Source organism: Curtobacterium sp. L3-7 (genome assembly GCF_048756585.1).
Taxonomy (GTDB): domain Bacteria; phylum Actinomycetota; class Actinomycetes; order Actinomycetales; family Microbacteriaceae; genus Curtobacterium.
The window spans coordinates 1,301,627-1,322,516 of sequence record NZ_CP151474.1; the positions used below are offsets into that span (position 1 = coordinate 1,301,627).

A 20,890-nucleotide genomic window follows, 5' to 3' on the forward strand; every position below is an offset into this window, starting at 1 on the left:
ACGCGCCACCCGGCCCCGGAGGTCCCGACCTCGCTACGTCCTGTGGAGCGTCCTCGCTCTGATCCTCTTGCTGCTGCTCGCTGTGGCGTGGGTCGGCGTGCGCGGAGTCATGGCGAAGAACGCTCTCGAGACGTCTGTCTCGAAGGTCGACTCGTTGAAGACCGAGCTGAGCAGTGGTGACACCGCCGGCGCAGAGCGGACAGCAACGGAACTCGAGCAGAGCGCTGCGCACGCGAGGTCCCTCACGGGCGACCCGGTGTGGCGTGCAGCGGAGGTCGTGCCCTTCTTCGGGACGAACCTCAGCGCCGTACGCCAGGTCTCGGTGATCGTCGACAAGGTCGCGAAGGACGCAGTCCGGCCGGTCGCAGGCGTCGTCGGAGATGTCGACGTCGACGCGTTCAAGCCGACGAACGGCAAAGTCGACCTCGCACCCATCGTGAAGGCACAGCCTGCAGTTGCGAAGGCGACCACGACGCTCGCCGCGGCGTCGCGCGACGCCGACCGCATCGACACGAGCGGCACCCTGTCAGCGGTGACGGGCGCGGTCGACCAGCTCCGAGCCTCCTTGTCGAGTGTTTCGACGCAGGCCGACACTGCGAACCGCGCGGTCGCGCTGGCACCGAGCATGCTCGGCGACGGTGGTGCGAGGCACTACCTGGTGCTGTTCCAGAACAACGCGGAGCTACGTGCCGGCGGTGGGATCCCCGGCGCGGTCGCCGAGTTGACGGTCGACGATGGCGCGATCTCGCTCGGGCGGCAGGCATCGACGTCGGACTTCGCGATCGCCGACCAGCCGGTGCTACCGCTCGCGACGGACACGCAGGGGCTGTACGGCGGGATCACGGGAGAGTACATCCAGGACGTCACCCTGACGCCGCGCTTCGAGACGTCGGCGCAACTCGCGCGCGAGATGTGGAAGCAGAAGTACGGGGAAACGGTGGACGGTGTCCTCGCGATCGACCCGGTGACGCTCGGCTACATCCTCAAGGCGACGGGCCCGGTGCAACTCGCGACGGGGGACACCCTGACGTCGGACAACGCGGTGCAGCTGCTGCTGAGCGACGCGTACGCGAAGTACCCGGACCCGACCGTGCAGGACGCGTTCTTCGCGTCGGCGGCGAATGCCGTGTTCTCGAAGGTGTCCGAGGGCGGATTCGACCCGAAGACGTTCATCGCTGCGCTGGGTACCGGTGTGGACGAGGGGCGGGTGCGGCTCTGGAGTGCGAACGCCGATGAGCAGAAGCAGCTCGCGGGCACGGCGGTGTCAGGAGACCTGCCGACGAGCGACAAGGACACGCAGCGCTTCGGCGTCTACCTCAACGACGCGACCGGCGCGAAGATGGACTACTACCTGGACAAGACGGTCGGACTGGGCAGCCAGGTGTGCCGGAAGGACGGCCGTCCGACGTGGGTCGTCGAAGTCACGCTGAAGAGCACCGCGCCGGCCGATGCGGCGACGAGCCTGCCGGAGTACGTGACCGGGGGCGGAGAGTACGGCGTCACTCCCGGCGCGATCCGGACAAACGTCGCCGTGTACGCCCCCACTTCGGGTGTCTACGTCCAGGCCTCTCAGGACGAAAAGGTTGCGTCCCCACAGACCGCAACGGACGGCAAATACCCCGTCGCACAGTTCCAAACCCTGCTCTCACCTGGGGAAAGTACCACCCTGAAAGTGTCCTTCCTCGGCCCGGCCAGTGCAGCGCGCACCGCTGTCGACGTCACGAGCACACCAGGAATTAACGTGAACGATACGAAACACGTGGCAATTGACTGTGAAGACCCGGTAGGTTGAGACAACTTCGCCATAGCGACTGCATGGAGTTCAGGGCAGACCCGCATCGTCCTTGCGAAGCCACAACCATCAGGGGAGCACCATGAAGAAGATCATCGCTGCCATCGTGCTCGCGTCCGCGGCACTGATCGCCACGCCGGCTGCCGCGAACGCCGCGGGCTACGTCCCGGCCTCGAACGTCTCGGTCTCCGGTTCCGCCGTCGCCGGTGGCACCGCGACCGTCGGCTTCGCAGCCGGCTCCTTCATCGCCGACGAGACCGTCACGGTCTCCGTCACGGGTGCTGGCGCCGCCACGCTCGGCGCGCTGCCGACCACGACCGTCTCGAAGACCTACGTGGCCTCCTCGACCGGCGCTGCGACCGTCCGCGTGACGCTCCCGGCCGGCGCTTCGGGGACCTACTCGCTCACCGCGACCGGCGCCACCTCGGGCAACGTCGCGACCACGGCTCTCACGGTCGTCCCGGCCGACGGCGCTGCTGCGGCCGCTGCCTCGGGCAACGGCACGCTCGCCTTCACCGGTGGCACCATCTCCGCGCTGGCCCTCTGGGTCGCCGGTGGGGCCGTCGTCCTCGGCGGTGGCCTCCTCGCGGTGCGCACCTCGGTGCGTCGCCAGCGCACGGCTGCCTGACCTCTGCTCGACACCACAAGGCCCCCGGAGCGTCCGCTCCGGGGGCCTTGTGGTGTCCCCATGAACGCATCTGCCCTGCCCTGCCCTACCCAACCGAAACGAGCGGCGATGACCAACACCACTTCGCCGCGAAACGGCGTGCCGTCCGACGTGAGCGTGCCCTCGACCACCGGACGTATCGCTTCGTTGCTCGGGCTGCGAGGCATCGCCGCACTCGTCGTCGTGATCCATCACTGCATGCTCCGCTTCCCGATCTACACGTCCACCTACTCGGAGCCTGCAGCCGTCCCTTCGGGCCATCCGCTCGCCTGGCTGATGGTGCACACCCCGCTCCACCTCGTGTGGGCCGGAGGCGAGGCCGTGTTCGTGTTCTTCGTGTTGAGCGGCCTCGTGCTGACGCTCCCCGTCCTCCGGTCGGCGAAGTTCCGCTGGATCGCCTACTACCCAGCACGACTCATCCGGCTCTACCTGCCCGTGTGGGTCGCGATCGCGTGGGCACTGAGTTTGTTCCTGTTGACCCGATCGATCGATCCTGCCGCGGGCGCAGCATGGACCAGTGAACGTGGCACGACCATCGACGTCAGACAGCTCATCGAGCGGTCGATCTTCCTCCACGACTCGAACTTCTACAACGGACCGCTCTGGTCGATCGTGTGGGAGGTGCTCTTCTCCCTGTTGCTCCCGCTGTACATCCTGGTGATCGTCCGGTTCCGGATCGGTTTCGGCTGGAAGCTCGCCGCATCCCTCGCCGCAACGACCGTCGGCGCCTACCTGCGCAGTTCCCACCCACCGATCGGGAACCTGCTCCTCTTCATGTCGATGTTCGCCGTCGGGGTCCTCATGGCGGCTCATCTCGACGACCTCCGGACGCTGGCCGAACAGATCACCCGCAGCACGCGACCGAACCTGGTCTGGACCCTCGTGCTCGCGGTCAGTCTTCTCGGTCTCTGCGCCTACTGGTTCGCGCTCCTCACGACTGGCAACAAGCACTTCCTCGACATGACCGACACCGTGCAACTCGTCGGTGCGGCCGGATTGGTCTTCGTCGTGACCTTTGATCGACGATTGCGTCACGCCCTGGAATCCAGGGTGGTCCTGCTGCTCGGGACCGTGTCGTTCAGCCTTTACCTCGTGCACGACCCGATCATCGCGACAGTCGACTACCTCGGTGGTAATCGGGCGATCGATTTCCTCGTCGGCATCCCGGTGTCACTCGCCGTCGCGACGGCGTTCTACTGGGCGGTTGAGCGTCCGAGCCACAAGCTGGCACGGTGGGTGGCGCGTATCGTCCCGTCGCAGTGAGCCGCTTTGCGGGGGCGAACCGGCGGCCGGTGCGTGCTCTGGCGTGATGGCGCGGGCCGGGTACGCGACAGAGTCGATGTCGTACGACAGCGGCTCTGTCGCCCGTACGCGCCTGCAACAGTTGCACGCGCGTACGGGCGACAGAGTCGATGTCGTACGACGACGAGTCCGTCGTCCCGAGTCGGCCGGCGCCCATCACCCAGCGCCGCAGCCCTCAGTGAGCGCGACGCCGAACGGCCCACCCGAGCACGACGACCCCAACCAGCGCCCCGATCACCGCCCCACTCGTGTTCGACAGCACATCGTCCAGCGACGCGAACCGCGCCGGCAGGAACACCGCCTGCCCGGTCTCGATGCACGCGCTGACGACGAGCCCGGCCGTCGCGCCGACCCACCACCGCCGGCCGCCGACGAGCAGCACCACGAGCAGCCCGAGCGGCAAGAAGAACACCACGTTCGCGCTGAACTCGAGCGCCCCGTACCCGAACCACCCCGGCACCCCGAGGCGGTGGAGGGCATCGAGCGCCCGGATGATGAACGGATGCGCCCCGGCGTCCATCGGGGAGCCGGCGAATCCCACGAACAGCACCCCGACGCCGTAGACGCCGATCACCCACGCCGCGATCCGACGACTGCGCGGCGTCGCGGGCGCAAGCGGCGCCCGCATCGCGGCGAGCACGAGCCACCCGAGCGCCAGCCCGACCACGACCGCGATCACGAGCGACACCCACGTCGCAGCCGGAGTCGGCGTCCGGAGCGCGACGAGCCCGCCGAGTAACACCGACCCGAGTGCAGCCCAGCCCGTCGCCCGTCGGGCACCGGTGGGTACCGCCGAGGCGACGAGCGCGGGGAGCGGGATGGTCACCGCCGTCACGGCCATCGCCGTGACGAAGCCGTCCTCCACGGACAGGAGGCCGTGCCCGGCTCCCCGGAGCACCGTCACCACCGCGCGGAACGCCTCCACCGCCGCGGTCGCGACCCACGGCAGCGACGCCAGGGCGATCAGCACCGCGGTACCGACGGTCAGCACCGCGCGGGCGAACGAGGTCCGCGCCGACGCCGTGCGGAATGCCGAGGTCATGTCGGCCGACGTTACCGTGCCGGACCGTGCCCGCTGCGTGACACCAGTTCGGGGAGGGTCCCCCCTATTGGGGACCGCGATGTCCCCATCGGCATGCGGCGAACTGCCAGTATCGGAGTCGGCGGAGGACGCCCGAGCTCGCAACCGGAGCCCGGTGCGCGTCCCGTCGCCGAGCACGTCCCGACCCGAAAGAGACCGATGCGCCATTCCCTGGACACCCGTGTGTCCCGAGCCCGCCAGGGGCTCCGACTCGTCGCCATGGTGGGCGCCACGCTCCTCGCGGGTGCCGGCATCACCGCGACCACCGCGGTCGTCACCGCCGCTCCCGCATCGGCCGTCACGGCGACCGCGAACGGTGCGTTCATCTGCGACCAGAACACGGTCTACGCAACGGACTCGACCGGCAAGGTCATCGCGATCGACGTGACGAACACCGCGAGCGCTGGCACCACCGCCGACGTCACGTCCCTCGGAACCGATGCGAACAACGGTCTCGGCATCTCCCGCGAGGGCCTGAAGATGTACGCCGCGTCGAACAACGTCAACTCGACGCTCAAGGAGTACACGCCGGCGAACGGTAGCACCGCCGAGGTGTCCAAGACGATCACGACCGACGGCAAGCGCGTCGTGATCCGCGGCGCGGTGGACCCGACGACGGGCATCTACTACTACGGCGACAACACCGGCTGGCTCGGCGCGTACAACCCGAACACCAAGCAGTACCTCGGTCAGGTCGGTCAGATCAACGGTCTCAAGGCGGGCAACGGCGACTTCGCGTTCAGCTCGCGCGGTCTGCTCTTCGTCGTCGCGGCCGACACCGTCTACCGCGTGAACACCCCCACGCTGCCGACGGCCTCCGGGACCACGGCGCTCACGACGACCGCGATCGCGACGCTGCCGAGCGGCACGAACAGCCCCGGCATCGCGTTCTCGTCCGACGGCTACCTGTACCTCTCGTCGTCGCCAGCGGACACGTCGGTCCAGTCGACGACGCTCTACCAGCTCGACCCGACGACGGGGCAGCCGGTCAGGAACTTCGCCGTCAACGCCACCTTCCGGGCGAGCGACCTCGCGACCTGCAACTACGCCGACACGGTGACCGGCGCCTCGAGCGTCGACGACCGGTGGAACTCCGGCGACCAGTTCGGCCTCGCCATCACCGGCGGCGGCATCTCCTCGACGAACAGCGGCACCACCGCGACGACCAGCGGCTCGAAGAACGGCGTGCAGGACCAGCAGGCCGGCGCCGTGCTCACCACGCCGGGCAAGGACTACACCGTCACCCAGACCGCCGCGGGCACCACGAACCTGGCGAACTACGCCACCACGTGGCGGGCGGTGAACGTCAACAGCGGCGCCGAGGTCGCGAAGGGCACCGGGAACACGGCGACCTTCACCTTCCCGGCCGCCACCTCCTCCGACGGCACCGACGTCGTCGTGACCTTCGCCAACGTGCTGCAGCGCGTCCACGTCGCGACGGCGGCGGACACCTACTCCATCGCGGTGGACACGAAGCTCGACGTCGCGGCCCCCGGTGTCCTCGCGAACGACACGGGCGACGGCCTCTCGGTCACGAGCCACACCGACCCCGCGAACGGCACGCTCACGATGACCGCGAAGGACGGGAGCTTCTCGTACGTCCCGAACGACGGCTTCTCCGGCACGGACCAGTTCACCTACACCGCGACCGACGGGGGTGGCCGGACCTCGACGAGCACCGTGACGATCACCGTCGCGCCGAAGGCCGTCGACGACGCGTTCAGCGTGCACGCCGGCTCGACCGCGACCACCACGTCGAAGCAGACCGGCGTCCTCGGCAACGACCGCGGCACCGGCCTGACGGTCACGAACCACACCGACCCGACGAACGGCACCCTGACGCTGAACACGGACGGCACCTACTCGTACACGCCCAAGGCGGGCTTCTCGGGCGGGGACTCGTTCACCTACACGGCGAAGGACACCGCGGGCTCGACCATCACGGGCACCGTGACCATCACGGTCCTGCCGACCGCGAAGACCGAGACGATCACCGCGACCTCCGGTTCCTCGACGAGCGGCAACGCCCCCGGCCTGCTCGGCAACGACCTCGGCTCCGACCTGGTCGTCACCGGGAACACGACGCCCGCGCACGGTGACGTCACCGTGAACGCGGACGGCTCGTACACGTACACGCCCACCACCGGGTACTCCGGCCAGGACTCCTTCGACTACACCGTCACCGATGCGAACGGCGTGGGGAAGTCCGACACCGTGACGGTCACGGTGACCGTGCTGCCGAAGGCCGTCGACGACACCATCACCGTCGGCGCGGGCTCCACGGCGACCACGACCACCCGCGAGACCGGGCTGCTCGGCAACGACCTCGGGACCGGCCTGACCATCACGAGCACCACCGCGCCGAAGAACGGCACGTTGACCGTGGACAAGGCGACGGGGACGTACTCGTACACCCCGAACGACGGCTTCTCGGGCTCGGACTCCTTCACCTACACGGCGACGGACAAGGCCGGGAACCCGACGACCGCCACCGTGCGCGTCACGGTCACCCCGACCGCGACCGACGACATCGCGACCACGCCGGCGAACACCCCGGTGACGGTCGACGTGCAGCGCAACGACCACGGGAAGGGCCTCACGACCACCGTCGCGACGACCCCCACGAACGGCACCGCCGTCGTGCAGCCCGACGGCACCGTGCAGTACACGCCGAAGGACGGCTTCTCCGGCACCGACACCTTCACCTACACGGTGACGGACGGCTCCGGGCACACCTCGCAGCCGGCGACGGTCACCGTCTCGGTCACACCGGTCGCGAACCCGGACACGGCGAGCACGAAGGCCGGCGACTCGCTGACCATCCCGGCGGCCGACCTGACCCGCAACGACGCCGGTTCGACGCTCCAGGTCACGGGTGCGACGAGCACGGGGAACGGCGACGTCTCGGTCGACCCGACCACCGGCGCCGTGACCTACACGCCGAAGGACGGCTTCTCCGGCACCGACACCGTGACCTACGAGGTCACGGACGCCTCCGGCCAGAAGAGCACCGGCGTCGTCACGATCGTGGTCGGTCCGACCGCCACGCCGGACACCGCCACCGCGACGGCCGGCCAGACCCTGACCGTCTCGAAGGACGACGGCGTGCTCGCGAACGACAAGGGCACGGGCAAGCAGGCCGCGGTCGACCAGAAGCCGACGAACGGCGACCTCGATCTCGCGACCGACGGGTCGTACACGTACACGCCCCACGACGGCTTCTCCGGAACCGACACCTTCACGTACACGCTGACGGACGGCTCCGGCCGGACCTCTACGGGCACGGTCACCATCACGGTGAAGCCGGGCGCCGAGAAGGACGCGATCTCGACGAAGGCGGGCCAGCCCGTCTCCGTGACCTCCGGGGAGCTGACGAAGAACGACCACGGCGAAGGCCTGAAGGTCATCGGCGCCCAGGGCGCTGCCGGCGGTGACCTCTCGGTCGCCGACGACGGCACCGTCACCTACACGCCGCACGCCGGGTTCTCCGGCACGGACACCTTCACGTACACGGTCGTCGACGCCCACGGTAACGAGGGCACCGGCACCGTCACCGTGACGGTCACCCCGGTCGTCGCGGCGAGCACCGGTTCGGCCACCACCGACGAGCCCGTCACGGTCTCCGACGAGGACGGCGTCCTGAAGGACTCCGACGGCACCGGCCTCGAGGTCACCGACAACACGCAGCCGGAGCACGGCGCCGCCACGGTCGGCGAGCAGGGCGGCTACACCTACACGCCGAAGCCCGGCTACTCCGGTCCGGACTCGTTCGACTACACGGTGAAGGACAAGGACGGCAACACGACGACCGGCACCGTGACGATCACCGTGCTGCCGAAGGGCGTCGCCGACACCGCCTCGACCCCGGCCTCCACGCCGGTCGACGTCCCGGTCACGAAGAACGACTCGGGCACGGAGCTCACCGTGGCGACCGTCACGAACGGCACGAACGGCACCGTCGTCATCACCGGCCCCGGCACGGTGACGTACACGCCGAAGGACGGCTTCTCCGGAACGGACACGTTCACCTACACGGCGACGGACCCGACCGGCGGCAGCACGCAGCCCACGACGGTCACGATGACCGTGTCGCCGACCGCGAAGCAGGACCTCGTCACGACACCGGCCGGCACCCCGCTGCCGATCGCGAGCGCCACGCTGACGGCCAACGACAACGGCTCCGGCCTCACCGTCACCGGCCACGGCCACGGCGACGCGGCGCACGGCGACGTGACCACCGGCACGGACGGCGGCCTCGTCTACACGCCGACCCCCGGCTTCTCCGGCACGGACGCGTTCACGTACACGGCCACCGACAGCAGCGGCCAGACGACGACCTCGACGGTCATCGTGATCGTCGGTGCGGTCGCCATGCCGGACTCCGGGACGACCACGACGAACGGCACGCTCACGGTGACCACGGCGAACGGCGTCCTCGGCAACGACCTCGGAACCGGTCTCACGGCGACGCTCGACCGGAAGCCGACGCACGGCGACGTCGAGCTCGGCGCGAAGGGCGGCTACACCTACACGCCGACGAAGGACTGGTCGGGCACGGACACCTTCACCTACACCGCGACCGACGCCGACGGCAACACCGCCACGGGCGTCGTGACGATCACGGTCACGCCGACCGCGGGTGACGACAAGACCAGCACCCCGGCCGGCAAGACCGTCACCGTCACGGGCCCCGGCGTCCTCGGCAACGACCACGGCACGGAGCTCACGGTCGTCGGCTCCGGCACCCCGGAGCACGGCACCGTGACGATCGCCGCCGACGGCACGTTCGTCTACACCCCGGCCGCCGGTTTCTCCGGCACCGACCACGTCACCTACACGGTGCAGGACGCCTCCGGGCAGCGCGCCAGCGCGACGGTCACCATCACGGTGGGCATCATGGCCAAGGACGGCAAGGCGACCACCATCGCCGGCACCGCGGTCGGCCGTGACGGTGCGCACGGTGTGCTCGCCGGCTCGGACGGCGTGGCGCTCTGGGCGAAGGTCGACCGGAAGCCCGCGCACGGCACCGTCACCCTGCAGCAGGACGGCTCCTGGGTCTACACCCCGGCCGCCGGCTTCACCGGGGTCGACTCCTTCACGGCCATCGTGACGGACGAGAGCGGGCAGACGACCACCGTGACGACGACCATCACCGTCCTCGCCCACGCCGTCGCGACCGACGACAAGGCAACCGGCACGGCGAACCAGCCGGTGACGATCGACCCGCTCACGAACGACACGCCGACCGGCGGAGCGACGTTCGACCGCGGCACGCTGCACCTGGTCGACCCGAAGGGTGCACTCGTCCACAGCATCACGGTCGACGGCAAGGGCACCTGGACGATCCGGGACGGCAAGGTCGTCTTCACACCGGTGGACGGCTTCACCGGCACCGTGCAGGTCGGCTACAGCATCGTCGACAGCGACGGCCAGCAGGTCCTCGCGACGATCACCGTGGTCTACCCGGTCGGACTCGCGGCGAAGGTCCACGCGGCCGAGCTCGCCTTCACGGGCACCACCGGCCTGGTCGGGCTGTCGCTCGCAGCGCTCGCGCTGCTGCTGGCCGGTGTCCTGCTGATCGTCCGCCGCCGGATCCGCGGAACCGACTGACGTACCGGACAGGAGGCCCGGATCACGTCCGCCACATGGCGGACGTGATCCGGGCCTCCCGTCCGTGGTCCGTGGTCGCGCCGGGCGCGACGGGTGCGGTCAGGCGACCGGCTCGATGAGCTCCGGGCCGTTGTTCTTGACGCTGTTGACCGTGCGCGAGACCTCGTACTGCTCGAGGCCCGCCGCGACCGCGAGCGACTCGTGGTCGAGCAGGGACAGCAGGTCGTCGGTGTGCAGGTCGCCGCCGAGCCAGTCGTCGTAGCCGTCGGGCGTGAGGAACGCCGGCATGCGGTCGTGGACCTCGCCAGGAGCCACGTGGGCGTCCCGCGTGATGATCGCCAGCGAGAGCCTCCACTTGTCCGGGTCACCCTCGGGCTTGGTCGGGTCCGGCCAGGCGCTCACGACACCGGCCATCGCCAGCGCGCCGCCGGGTTCGTGCACGAAGTGGGGTTCCTTGCCGTCGTCGCGCACGACCCACTCGTAGTAGCCCTGCGCGGGGACGATGCACCGGTTCGTGGCGAACGCCCGCTTGAACATGCCGCTCGTCGCCACCGTCTCGATCCGGGCGTTGATCGGCTTCGGGCGCTGCTTGACGAAGTCCTTCGCCCAGCTCGGCACGAAGCCCCAGCTGATCTGCGGGAGTTCGCGCTCGCCGTGGCGCTGCCGGACCGCGAACACCGGGTCGGTCGGGGCGACGTTCCAGCTCGGGACGAGCCCGGTGCCGACGACGCCCGTGTCCTCGTCGACGTGTTCGGTGCGATCGGCGAGTTCACCGATGAGCTCGGGGAGCAGGTCGGCGGTGGTGTCGGAGACGACGAAGCGGCCACACATGCGCCCAGTCTGCCCCGCGCCCCCGACAGTGCGCCCGCGGACATCAGTCGCCGGGGAGGCGGATCTTCGAGCCGTTCGGGGTGCGTCGGCGCTCGCCGGAGTGCGTCGCCGCAGGAGGAACATCGGGGAGGGTCGCCGCGAGGGCCCTGGCCCGCTCGACCTTGCCGAGTCGGATGACGTTCGCCACGGTGCGGCCAGCGCTGAGGACACCGAGCCAGACGGGGAAGACCGCAGGAGCGTGGAGCAGGAGGATCGCCCCGAACGCGAGCACCGCCACCGCCGCGAGGACCAGTCCGCGGAACACCTCGGGCACGATCCCGGCGCGCACCGCCTCGGCGTCACGGAGGACGTCGTCCCGGTCACGCGGATCGATCGTCGGAGCGTCCTTCGCGCGGAAGTACCGCTCGATCGGGTCCGGCGCCGCCATCTGCGACCCCGACCAGTACAGGCGCGTGCCGTCGGCCGCTCGGGGTCGGAGCGGGACGACTGCCACGCCGACGGCACCGGCCGCGAGGGCGAGGAGTGCTGCGCCGACCCAGGCGGCCGGGCCGTGGAGGTCCGGCCACGGTGCGACTGAGCCGACGACGACGAGCACGGCGGCGGCGGCCACGGCGGTCAGCACGCCGACGAGCACCATCCAGCGGCGGCGTTCCGCGGGGATCGCCCGATCGACGTTCGCTCGGAAGACGGACCATCCGAGGGAGTACGGGCTCATGCGGACTCGCGGACCGGGTCGAGCGTCTCGGCGACCAGCCGTGTACGCTCGGCCCGCCCCAGACGGTGGAGCCACGTGACGATGTTGCTCGCGTAGACGACGAACCAGACCGGGATGAACCAGGAGAACGTCCCGAGCCGCAGTGCGGCGAGGCTCGCGAGCAGGCCACCGACGACGAGCGGGGTCCACTGGGTGACGTCCTTGATCACGCCGCGGCGGTACAGCAGCGTGTCGGTGAGCACCGCCTCCCGGTCCTCCGGCCGCATCGCGGGCATCGTCCCAACCAGGTACCGCTGCACGCTGCCGCGGACCGTGCGGGCGGTGTCCGGTCGGACCTGCCGGCCGTTGATCGTCGCGGCGGGGTCGAGCGGCCGGCCGATCGGGCAGCAGGCGACGGCGACGAGCCCCACGCCGAGGGACAGCAGCGCGACGGCGAGTGTCGCGCGACCGGCCCCGGGACCGGTCCAGTCGAACGCGAGGTCGAGCCCGGTCATCACCGCGGCGGCGACGACCGTGGCGACGGCACCGAGCACGAGCGCGCGACGGACCTTGACGACGGACACGGCATCACCCAAGTGGGTGCGGTAAGCCTGCCATCCGAGTTGGAACACGCCGTCCGTTCTACTCGGTGTCCCCGAGGATCGCTCGGACACGCCCGAGGCGGCGCGATGGCGACGGGTGCGGTCCCCGAAGTGGAGCCGCTCGTCAGGAATCGTCCAGACTGGAGCGGTCACCTGCTGCCATGAGTCTCGACATCGTCTACACCGCCGTCGCCCACGCCTCCGGGGGTGGCCGCGACGGCCACGTCCGCAGCGAGGACGACCGGCTCGACCTGGACACCCGTCCGCCGAAGGAGATGGGCGGAAGCGGCGAGGGCACCAACCCGGAGCAGCTCTTCGCCGCCGGGTACGCTGCGTGCTTCCTCGGGGCGCTGCACGCGGCCGGTCGCGAGCTGTCGCTCGACACCACGGACGCCGAGGTCTCGGCCGAGGTCGGCATCGGCGGGAACGGGAACGGCGGGTTCGGGCTCGCGGTGGAGCTCGACATCTACGCGCCGGCCGTCGACGGTGCCTCGCGGCAGCGACTGGCGGAGCGGGCGCACGAGATCTGTCCGTACTCGAACGCCACCCGCGGCAACATCACCGTGACGCTCTCCCTCGTCGACTGACATGGACGCGCCCTCGCGCTGCCCGTGCCTGAGCGGTAACCCGTACGGCGAGTGCTGCGGATCCCTGCACGCGGGTGCCGCAGCGCCGACGGCCGAGCGGCTCACGCGCTCGCGCTTCTCCGCCTTCGCGCTCGTGCTGCCGGAGTACCTGCTGCTGTCGTGGCACCCGAGCACGCGTCCGGCATCGCTCGAGCCCGACGAGGACCAGCGGTGGACACGGCTCGACATCCTGTCGACCCGGGACGGAGGCCCGTTCGACTCCCGGGGACAGGTCACGTTCCGCGCGTGGTGGCGGACCGACACCGGGCGTGGCACGCTCGAGGAGACGAGCGACTTCGTCCGTGAGCAGGGCCGCTGGTTCTACGTGGACGGCGTGGTCGCCGCGGGCTAAGCCCCGATCGTCTCCGGCAGGCCGACGGACACGCGCATCGCACGCCGGACGAGTGCCTCGGACGGCAGGAGCTCGTCCTCGTCCCCGGTCAGGAAGAACCGGATCTGACCGATGGCCTGTTCGGTCAGCATGTCGAGGCCGTTCAGCACGCGACCACCTACTGCCTCCCAGCGCGACGCGGCAGCGGTCGGCCACGGCTCGTACGCCACGTCGAACAGCAGCGCATCGGGGCCGGACGGCACGAGCGGCAACGAATCCGCGGCACCACCCGGGAGTGTCGACACGACGAAGCCGAGCGGCCCCGCTTGCTCGAGGTCCGCCAGGTGATGGACCTCGAGCGAGACGCCGAGTCGCGTGGCGAGGCCCACGAGATCCCGCGCCTTCGTCGTGTCGCGGAGGAACACCCGGACGAGCCGGGCGCCGAGTCGCAACGACGCGGTGAGCGCACTCGCAGCGGTGGCACCGCCGCCGAGGATCGTGGCCTCGCCGGGGACGTGCCCGAGCGCCTCGACCGGGCGGACGATCCCCTCGACGTCGGTGTTCGCACCCGCGCGGACGACCCGGCCGCCCTCGTCCCGGAACGCCAGGGTGTTCGCCACCCCGAGCTCGTCGACGAGCGCCGTCGTGCGATCGAGCATCGGCAGGACTTCGCGCTTCAGCGGCATCGTCAGGCTGAGCCCGCGCTGCTCCGGCCCCAGTCCCGCGACGAACGCGTCCAGTCCGCCCGAGGCGACCTCGTGCCTCCCGTACGTGAACGGCACCCCGAGCACGTCGTAGGCCGCTGTGTGCAACGTGGGCGAGAGGGAGTGCGCGATCGGCGAGCCGAGCACGTCGAGGTGCGTACGGGCGGGGTCGGGGAACGAGAGAGCCACATCGCCAGCCTAGTGTCGCCCGGTATTAGGGTAGCCTTACCTTCGTGATCCGATCCTCCCTCCCCAAGCAGCGCTTCCGTCGCGTGCTCGCCGCGGCCGGTGCCGTCGTGGCCGCCTCGCTCGTCCTCGCCGGATGCGCTGGCGGCAGCCCGTCCGACTCGTCCTCCTCCGCTTCGTCCGGCGACGGCGCCTTCCCGGTGTCGATCACGACCGGGCTCGGCACGACGACGATCAAGTCCCAGCCGAAGCGCGTCGTCGCCCTCGGCTGGGGTGACGCGGAGACGGCGCTCGAACTCGGGGTGCAGCCCGTCGGCGCGAGCGACTGGCTGGCGTTCGGTGGCGACGGTGTCGGGCCGTGGCTCAAGGGTGCGTACGACAAGTCCCCGAAGATCATCAACACGCTCGAGCCGAGCTACGAGGACATCCTCAAGCTCAAGCCGGACGTGATCCTCGACGTGAAGTCCTCCGGTGACAAGGACCGGTACGACAAGCTGTCCGCGATCGCGCCGACCGTCGCGATCCCGAAGGGTGCGTCGAACTACCTGGCGTCGACGAAGCAGCAGACCACGATGATCGCGAAGGCGCTCGGCAAGGAGGCCGAGGGGAAGAAGCTGCTCGCCGGCGTCGACTCCGCCTACGCCGCCGCGCGCAAGGCCCACCCGGACTTCGCGGGCAAGACCGCGGTCATCGGTGCGTACACGTCCGAGGGCTTCGGCGCCTACGCCTCGGCCGACAGCCGCGCGCAGTTCATGCAGGAGCTCGGCTTCACGATCCCGTCCCGCATCGACAAGGAAGCCGGCAAGGAGTTCTCGGTGCACCTGTCGAACGAGAACCTCGACCTGCTCGACGCCGACCTGACCGTGATCCTGCCGATCTACGTCGAGGCCTCCGCTGCCGAGTCCGACCCGCTGTTCCAGAAGGTGCCGTCGGTCGAGGCCGGTCACTACATCGTCTTCGACGACAAGGGCGTGTCGTCGGCGTTCTCGATGGGGACCACCGCAGCGATCGAGTGGGCGCTCAAGCGCCTGCCGGACCAGTTCGAGTCCAAGCTGGGCTGACGCCGCCGAACCGACTGGAGGCCCGACTCACCATCTGCAGAACCGCATGCGGTCTGCACGTGGCGAGTCGGGCCTCCAGTGCGTTGCGGCCCGCGGTCTGCCGGACCGGTGCTGCGCTCCTGGCGCTGCTCGGATCAGCTGACGAACATCGAGCCGAGGAACGCGAAGAGCAGGGCGATGAGTGGGAAGGCCCCCTGCACGAACGCGGAGTTGAGGTAGCGGCGGCCGGTACCGACGAGGACCACCGCGGCGCCGAGCATGCTCGCGGTCGCGAACACGATGAGCGTCCAGCCCGTCGCGCCGTTGCCCGTGAACGCGAAGACGACACCGAGGATCGCGCCGATCGCCAGGAACAGGTTGTAGAAGCCCTGGTTGAACGCGAGGGACCTGGTCGCCCGGGCCTCGGAGTCGGACGCGATGCCGAAGATCTTCCGCACGCGGGGGCTGGTCCACGCCACCGACTCGAGGAAGAAGATGTACACGTGCACCAGCCCGGCGAGGACTGCGAACACACTCGAGATGACGAGGAGCACCGACATGGACTCCATTGTCCCAGGCTTCGCGCTCCCGACGTAACCGACACCTGGTGGCCAGGGTCCGGCCGTTAGGCTCTGGACATGAGCGAGTACGACGAAGCGGCCGTGGCTGAACTGCAGAGCATCCGGCAGAGCATCGACAACATCGACGCCGCCGTCATCCACATGCTCGCCGAGCGCTTCAAGTACACGCAGCGCGTCGGGTACCTCAAGGCCAGCGCCGGCATGCCGCCGGCCGACCCGGCGCGCGAGCAGATCCAGGTCGCACGCCTGCGGTCGCTCGCTGCGGAGTCGCACCTCGACCCGGCCTTCGCGGAGAAGTTCCTGAACTTCATCGTGGCCGAGGTCATCCACCACCACGAGCAGATCGCCGAGGAAGAAGCGTGACGCTGCCCGCCCTCCCGCCGCTGCTCGTCGGCTCGTACACGGCAACAGGGGGCGGGACCGCGACCGGGATCTCGTTCGTCGAGTCCGGGGCGGCGTCGACCGTCGCCGTGCTCGACGACCCGTCCTTCCTCGCCGTCTCGGGTGACCGTGTCTACGCCGTGTCCGAGACCGCCGACGGGTCCGTCAGTGCGTTCCGTCGCACCGGCAGCGCGCTCGAGCACCTCTGGGACGCGCCGTCCGGTGGTGACGCTCCGTGCCACGTGCGGGTCGACCCGTCCGGCGCGCTCGTCGTCACGAACTACGTCTCCGGCACCGTGACCGCGGTGTCCCTGGCCGCGGCCGAGTCGCTCGCCGCGTCCGTGCTCGCGAGCGACGGGGTCGTCGGGACGGCGGTGCACGGGGCCGGTGACACCGTCGTGGTGCCGTCCGATGCCGTCGTGACCGCGGTGCTGCCGGACGTCACGGGGCCCGTCGAGGACCGGCAGGAGGGGCCGCACGCCCACCAGTCGGTCGCGACGCCCGACGGCACGTTGCTCGTCGCTGATCTCGGCGGGGACGCCCTGCACGAGTTCCGGGTGGGGGCCCCTGGGGCTTCGGCCGGGTCGTCGTCTGCGTCGCTGTCGCTGGATCTGGTGCGGGTGCACCACGTGGCGCCCGGCGTCGGACCGCGCCACATGGCCTGGTACGACGGCGACCTCATCATCGCCGGCGAGCTCGACGGCAGGGTGCACCGCCTGCGCCGTGACGAGTCCGGGTCGTTCCGGGTGATCGCATCGGCCCCGACGTTCGAGGGGGCCGTGGGGGAGTCGCTCCTCAGCCACATCGAGGTCGACGAGGCCGGTCTCGTGTTCGTCGCCGTCCGCGGGCGTGACCTGATCGTCACGCTGTCCGCGGCGGACGGCGGCCTGTCCGTCGTGGGATCAGGGTCCTGCGGCGGGGTCTGGCCGCGACACTTCGCCCTGGTGCCCGGGTACCTGCTCGTCGCCAACCAGATGTCCGACGCGATCGCCGTCCTGCCCGTCGGCGACGACGGCGTGGTGGGGGAGCCCGCCGGTCAGATCGCCGTCGGCAGCCCCGCCTGCATCGTCCCCCTGTAGCGCTCGCTCCGCGCTTCAGACCTCGATGAGGTTCTCGAACGTGCGGCCCTCGGCCAGTGCTGCCACCTGTCGGCGCATGAGCTCGATCGACCGCGGCACGCTGAGGTCCGTGTTGCCACCGACGTGCGGCGTCAGGACCGTGTTCGGCGTCGTCCAGAGTGCGTGCCCCTCGGGGAGCGGCTCGGGGTCGGTGACGTCGAGTCCGGCGGACAGGCGACCGCTCGCGAGCTCCGCGACCAGCGCGTCGGTGTCGACGACCTTGCCCCGTGCGACGTTGACCACGAGCGCACCGTCCGGCAGCGCCGCGAGCAGGTCGGCGTCGACGAGCCGTTCGGTCTCGTCGGTGAGCGGGGCGATGAGCACGAGGAGGTCGGTCGTCCTGGCGATCTCCGGCAGTTCGCCGAAGGCGTGCACCTGCCGGCCGTCCTGCTCGCGGGCGGTACGGGCGACCACCGTGACGTCGGTCTTGAACGCCTCGAACCGGGTCGCGATCGCGCTGCCGATGGCGCCGTAGCCGACGACCGTCACGCGTCGATCCGCCAACGACCGCGTCTGCCGGGCATCCCAGACGCCGTTCGCGCGGTCGAACTGGAACTGCCCGATCTCCCGCAGTGACGTCAGCGCCAGGCCGACGGCGAGCTCTGCCGTCTCGTCGTCGTGGATCCCGCGACCGTTCGCCAGCAGGGCGTGGCCGGGCACGTGCGGCACGGCGTGCTCGTACCCGGCGCTCGGGAGCTGCAGCAGTTCGAGGTTCGGCAGGTCGTGGACGTACTGCCACCGGTGCCGTCCCCGGAAGTAGAACGGCAGGAACGTGATGGCGACCTCGTCCGCGCGCGGGTACGGCGCTTCGAGGTCCCACACGTCCAGCTCGATGCCGTCGGGCACGGGCCCGAACCGGTCGACGAGCTCGGCGAAGGGCAGCGTGACGATCCGGTTCCCGTTCTCGGTGCTCACGGCGTGCGGATCAGCCGTCGGTGCGCGGCGAGAAGGTGCCGTCGGACGCCAGCGGGCCGCGGCCCAGGACGCCCTCGGTCACGGTCTCCTCGATCACGTCGCCGAAGCGGGTCGGCAGGGTCGCGCCGTGCGTGCCGCGGAGCTCGTCCACGGAAGCCTCGAACACGCCCTGGACCTCGAGCGCCTGGGAGGTGCCGTCGGTCACGCCGATGCGCAGGACCGGGAAGCCCCGGCCGTTGCAGAGACCCTGAAAGCGGACGTCGTCCTCGCGCCGGACGGTCACGATGACACGACCGGTCGACTCCGAGAACAGTGCCGTCGCGGTGTCGACACCGTCACGACTCTCGAGCTCGTCGAGCACGACCCGGGCGCCGACGCCGAAGCGGAGCACCGACTCGGCGAGCGACTGGCCGAGGCCGCCGTCCGCCAGGTCGTGCGCGCTCGTGAGAAGCTGCTCGTCCGCGGCGGCGCGGAGCAGCTCGGCGAGGGCCTTCTCGCGGCCGAGGTCGACCGCGGGGGGACGCCCGCCGAGGTGTCCGTGCACCGTGCCGGCCCAGGCCGAGCCGTCGAGCTCGAGGCTCGTGGTGCCGAGCAGGTAGATGTTGTGGCCGTCGTCCTGCCAGCCGGACGGGACGCGCTTGGCGACGTCGTCGATGACCCCGAGGACACCGACGACCGGGGTCGGGTGGATCGGGGTGGTGCCGGTCTGGTTGTAGAACGAGACGTTGCCGCCGGTGACCGGGATGCCGAGCTCCATGCAGCCGTCCGCCAGGCCCTCCACCGCCTCGGAGAACTGCCACATGACCTCGGGGTTCTCCGGGGAGCCGAAGTTCAGGCAGTCGGTGACGGCGGCCGGGACCGCGCCGGTGACCGCGACGTTCCGGTACGCCTCGGCGAGGGCCAGACGGGCGCCCTGCTTCGGGTCGAGCTGGCAGTAGCGGCCGTTGGCGTCCGTCGCGACGGCCACGCCGAGCCCGGTCTCCTCGTCGACGCGGATCATGCCGCCGTCGTCGGGGAAGGAGAGCGCGGTGTTGCCCAGCACGTAGGTGTCGTACTGGTTGGTGACCCAGTTCTTCGAGGACAGGTTCGGCGAGCCGAGGAGCTGCAGGAACTGGGCCTTGATCGCGGGGCCGGTGTCCGGGCGGTCGAGCGCGGACGCCGAGTCGGCCTGCAGCGCGTCGATCCACGTCGGGTAGGCGACCGGGCGGTCGTAGACCGGGCCGTCGACGGCGACGGTGCGCGGGTCGACGTTGACGATCTCCTGGCCCTGCCAGTCGATGACGAGGCGCCCCGTGCCGGTGACCTCGCCGAGGACGCTGGTCTCGACCTCCCACTTGTTCACGACCGCCAGGAAGGCGTCGAGCTTCTCGGGGGTGACGACCGCCATCATGCGCTCCTGGCTCTCCGACATGAGGATCTCCTCTGCCGTGAGCGTGGGGTCGCGGAGCAGGACGTCGTCGAGCGAGATGTGCATGCCGCCGTCGCCGTTGCTGGCGAGTTCGGACGTGGCGCACGAGATGCCCGCGGCGCCGAGGTCCTGGATGCCCTCGACGAGCTCCTTCTGGAACAGCTCGAGGCAGCACTCGATGAGGACCTTCTCGGCGAAGGGGTCGCCCACCTGGACCGCCGGACGCTTGGTCGGGCCGCCCTCGGTGAAGGTGTCGGAGGCGAGGATCGACGCTCCGCCGATGCCGTCGCCACCGGTGCGGGCGCCGAAGAGGACGACCTTGTTGCCGGCACCCGAGGCGTTGGCGAGGTGCAGGTCCTCGTGCCGGAGGACGCCGACCGCGAGGGCGTTGACGAGCGGGTTGCCCTGGTACACGGCGTCGAAGTAGGTCTCGCCGCCGATGTTCGGCAGGCCGAGGCAGTTGCCGTAGAACGAGATGCCACCGACGACGCCGTGCACGACGCGCGCCGTGTCCTCGTGCTCGATGGCACCGAAGCGGAGCTGGTCCATCACGGCGACCGGACGGGCACCCATCGAGATGATGTCGCGGACGATGCCGCCGACACCAGTGGCGGCGCCCTGGTAGGGCTCCACGTAGGAGGGGTGGTTGTGCGACTCGACCTTGAAGGTCACCGCCCAGCCGTTGCCCACATCGACGACACCGGCGTTCTCGCCCATGCCGACCATCAGGTTCTCGGTCATCTCCGGCGTGACCTTCTTGCCGAACTGCCGGAGGTAGTTCTTGCTCGACTTGTACGAGCAGTGCTCCGACCACATCACGGAGTACATCGCCAGCTCACCAGAGGTGGGGCGGCGGCCGAGGATCTCGCGGATCTTGGCGTACTCGTCCGCCTTGAGCCCGAGGGCCTCGTACGGCTGGTCCTTGTCCGGCGTCGCGGCGGCGTCCTGGACGGTGTCGGGCTTGGGGCGCACGAAGGTCGTCACGGTGTTGTCGTTCCCTGCTGCAGTGGAGTCGGTCACG

The 20,890-nt window shown here is 70.2% G+C and carries 17 protein-coding genes; 9 read left to right on the forward strand and 8 right to left on the reverse strand.

The genetic code is table 11. From position 1 onward, the window contains the following. Positions 1-109 precede the first annotated feature (109 nt). From AAEP80_RS06450 to AAEP80_RS06460, 3 genes are all read left to right on the forward strand, one after another. Positions 110-1,792 carry a DUF4012 domain-containing protein gene (locus AAEP80_RS06450; RefSeq protein WP_420366412.1) on the forward strand — a complete coding sequence of 561 codons (1,683 nt, stop codon included), beginning with the start codon at positions 110-112 and terminating at the stop codon, positions 1,790-1,792. 82 nt (positions 1,793-1,874) lie between these two features. Continuing rightward, on the forward strand, positions 1,875-2,420 hold the full coding sequence (locus tag AAEP80_RS06455; RefSeq protein WP_420366413.1) for a sortase: 546 nt from the start codon (positions 1,875-1,877) through the stop codon (positions 2,418-2,420). Positions 2,421-2,528: 108 nt separating this feature from the next. Beyond that, positions 2,529-3,722, forward strand: a complete 1,194-nt coding sequence (locus tag AAEP80_RS06460) for an acyltransferase family protein (protein WP_420366414.1) — start codon at positions 2,529-2,531, stop codon at positions 3,720-3,722. Between the two features lie 214 nt (positions 3,723-3,936). On the opposite strand, the gene AAEP80_RS06465 is transcribed toward AAEP80_RS06460, so the two are convergent. Next, positions 3,937-4,803 (reverse strand): VanZ family protein, encoded by an 867-nt coding sequence (locus AAEP80_RS06465; protein ID WP_420366415.1) that lies wholly within the window; start codon positions 4,801-4,803, stop codon positions 3,937-3,939. A gap of 198 nt (positions 4,804-5,001) precedes the next feature. Between AAEP80_RS06465 and AAEP80_RS06470 the strand changes: the two genes are divergently transcribed. Next, positions 5,002-10,452, forward strand: coding sequence for a beta strand repeat-containing protein (locus AAEP80_RS06470; RefSeq protein ID WP_420366416.1), 5,451 nt, complete (start codon positions 5,002-5,004; stop codon positions 10,450-10,452). Between the two features lie 99 nt (positions 10,453-10,551). Here AAEP80_RS06470 and AAEP80_RS06475 read toward each other — a convergent pair whose 3' ends face one another. The 3 genes from AAEP80_RS06475 to AAEP80_RS06485 are packed head-to-tail and all read right to left on the reverse strand — an operon-like array spanning position 10,552 to position 12,561. Beyond that, positions 10,552-11,283: an SOS response-associated peptidase gene (locus tag AAEP80_RS06475; RefSeq protein WP_420366417.1), complete on the reverse strand. Its 732-nt coding sequence runs from the start codon at positions 11,281-11,283 to the stop codon at positions 10,552-10,554. A 43-nt stretch (positions 11,284-11,326) separates the two neighbouring features. Next, on the reverse strand, positions 11,327-11,998 hold the full coding sequence (locus tag AAEP80_RS06480; protein WP_420366418.1) for a hypothetical protein: 672 nt from the start codon (positions 11,996-11,998) through the stop codon (positions 11,327-11,329). Beyond that, on the reverse strand, positions 11,995-12,561 hold the full coding sequence (locus tag AAEP80_RS06485) for a hypothetical protein (protein WP_420366419.1): 567 nt from the start codon (positions 12,559-12,561) through the stop codon (positions 11,995-11,997). Before AAEP80_RS06485 ends, AAEP80_RS06480 begins: the two co-directional genes overlap by 4 nt. 179 nt (positions 12,562-12,740) lie before the next feature. Here AAEP80_RS06485 and AAEP80_RS06490 point away from each other — a divergent pair, with 179 nt between their 5' ends. Both AAEP80_RS06490 and AAEP80_RS06495 read left to right on the forward strand, forming a co-directional pair. Then, on the forward strand, positions 12,741-13,166 hold the full coding sequence (locus AAEP80_RS06490; RefSeq protein WP_402728105.1) for an organic hydroperoxide resistance protein: 426 nt from the start codon (positions 12,741-12,743) through the stop codon (positions 13,164-13,166). A gap of 1 nt (position 13,167) precedes the next feature. Then, positions 13,168-13,557, forward strand: coding sequence for a YchJ family protein (locus AAEP80_RS06495; protein WP_420366420.1), 390 nt, complete (start codon positions 13,168-13,170; stop codon positions 13,555-13,557). Here the strand turns inward: AAEP80_RS06495 and AAEP80_RS06500 are convergent. Further along, positions 13,554-14,429, reverse strand: coding sequence for a shikimate dehydrogenase family protein (locus tag AAEP80_RS06500; protein WP_420366421.1), 876 nt, complete (start codon positions 14,427-14,429; stop codon positions 13,554-13,556). The genes AAEP80_RS06495 and AAEP80_RS06500 overlap by 4 nt on opposite strands. A 44-nt stretch (positions 14,430-14,473) precedes the next feature. Between AAEP80_RS06500 and AAEP80_RS06505 the strand changes: the two genes are divergently transcribed. Next, positions 14,474-15,487 carry an iron-siderophore ABC transporter substrate-binding protein gene (locus AAEP80_RS06505; protein WP_420366422.1) on the forward strand — a complete coding sequence of 338 codons (1,014 nt, stop codon included), beginning with the start codon at positions 14,474-14,476 and terminating at the stop codon, positions 15,485-15,487. 134 nt (positions 15,488-15,621) lie between these two features. Here the strand turns inward: AAEP80_RS06505 and AAEP80_RS06510 are convergent, their stop codons facing one another. Next, a complete protein-coding gene (locus AAEP80_RS06510; protein ID WP_420366423.1) occupies positions 15,622-16,026 on the reverse strand; it encodes a DUF1304 domain-containing protein in 405 nt (134 codons plus the stop codon). Positions 16,027-16,104: 78 nt separating this feature from the next. Between AAEP80_RS06510 and AAEP80_RS06515 the strand changes: the two genes are divergently transcribed. Both AAEP80_RS06515 and AAEP80_RS06520 read left to right on the forward strand, forming a co-directional pair. Further along, positions 16,105-16,410: a chorismate mutase gene (locus tag AAEP80_RS06515; protein WP_413602860.1), complete on the forward strand. Its 306-nt coding sequence runs from the start codon at positions 16,105-16,107 to the stop codon at positions 16,408-16,410. After that, positions 16,407-17,507: a lactonase family protein gene (locus AAEP80_RS06520; RefSeq protein ID WP_420366424.1), complete on the forward strand. Its 1,101-nt coding sequence runs from the start codon at positions 16,407-16,409 to the stop codon at positions 17,505-17,507. Before AAEP80_RS06515 ends, AAEP80_RS06520 begins: the two co-directional genes overlap by 4 nt. Positions 17,508-17,522: 15 nt before the next feature. Here AAEP80_RS06520 and AAEP80_RS06525 read toward each other — a convergent pair whose 3' ends face one another. Both AAEP80_RS06525 and purL read right to left on the reverse strand, forming a co-directional pair. Next, complete coding sequence (locus AAEP80_RS06525; RefSeq protein WP_420366425.1) at positions 17,523-18,461, reverse strand: 2-hydroxyacid dehydrogenase; 939 nt, start codon at positions 18,459-18,461, stop codon at positions 17,523-17,525. Between the two features lie 10 nt (positions 18,462-18,471). Continuing rightward, complete coding sequence (gene purL, locus AAEP80_RS06530; RefSeq protein ID WP_420366851.1) at positions 18,472-20,853, reverse strand: phosphoribosylformylglycinamidine synthase subunit PurL; 2,382 nt, start codon at positions 20,851-20,853, stop codon at positions 18,472-18,474. Positions 20,854-20,890 lie beyond the last annotated feature (37 nt).

Excerpts from the sequence above, each read along its gene's own strand:
- AAEP80_RS06450 (WP_420366412.1), top strand. The coding sequence starts at position 110 with ATGGCGAAGAACGCTCTCGAGACGTCTGTCTCGAAGGTCGACTCGTTG.
- AAEP80_RS06455 (WP_420366413.1), top strand. The coding sequence starts at position 1,875 with ATGAAGAAGATCATCGCTGCCATCGTGCTCGCGTCCGCGGCACTGATC.
- AAEP80_RS06460 (WP_420366414.1), top strand. The coding sequence starts at position 2,529 with ATGACCAACACCACTTCGCCGCGAAACGGCGTGCCGTCCGACGTGAGC.
- AAEP80_RS06465 (WP_420366415.1), bottom strand. The coding sequence starts at position 4,803 with ATGACCTCGGCATTCCGCACGGCGTCGGCGCGGACCTCGTTCGCCCGC.
- AAEP80_RS06470 (WP_420366416.1), top strand. The coding sequence starts at position 5,002 with ATGCGCCATTCCCTGGACACCCGTGTGTCCCGAGCCCGCCAGGGGCTC.
- AAEP80_RS06475 (WP_420366417.1), bottom strand. The coding sequence starts at position 11,283 with ATGTGTGGCCGCTTCGTCGTCTCCGACACCACCGCCGACCTGCTCCCC.
- AAEP80_RS06480 (WP_420366418.1), bottom strand. The coding sequence starts at position 11,998 with ATGAGCCCGTACTCCCTCGGATGGTCCGTCTTCCGAGCGAACGTCGAT.
- AAEP80_RS06490 (WP_402728105.1), top strand. The coding sequence starts at position 12,741 with ATGAGTCTCGACATCGTCTACACCGCCGTCGCCCACGCCTCCGGGGGT.
- AAEP80_RS06495 (WP_420366420.1), top strand. The coding sequence starts at position 13,168 with ATGGACGCGCCCTCGCGCTGCCCGTGCCTGAGCGGTAACCCGTACGGC.
- AAEP80_RS06510 (WP_420366423.1), bottom strand. The coding sequence starts at position 16,026 with ATGTCGGTGCTCCTCGTCATCTCGAGTGTGTTCGCAGTCCTCGCCGGG.
- AAEP80_RS06515 (WP_413602860.1), top strand. The coding sequence starts at position 16,105 with ATGAGCGAGTACGACGAAGCGGCCGTGGCTGAACTGCAGAGCATCCGG.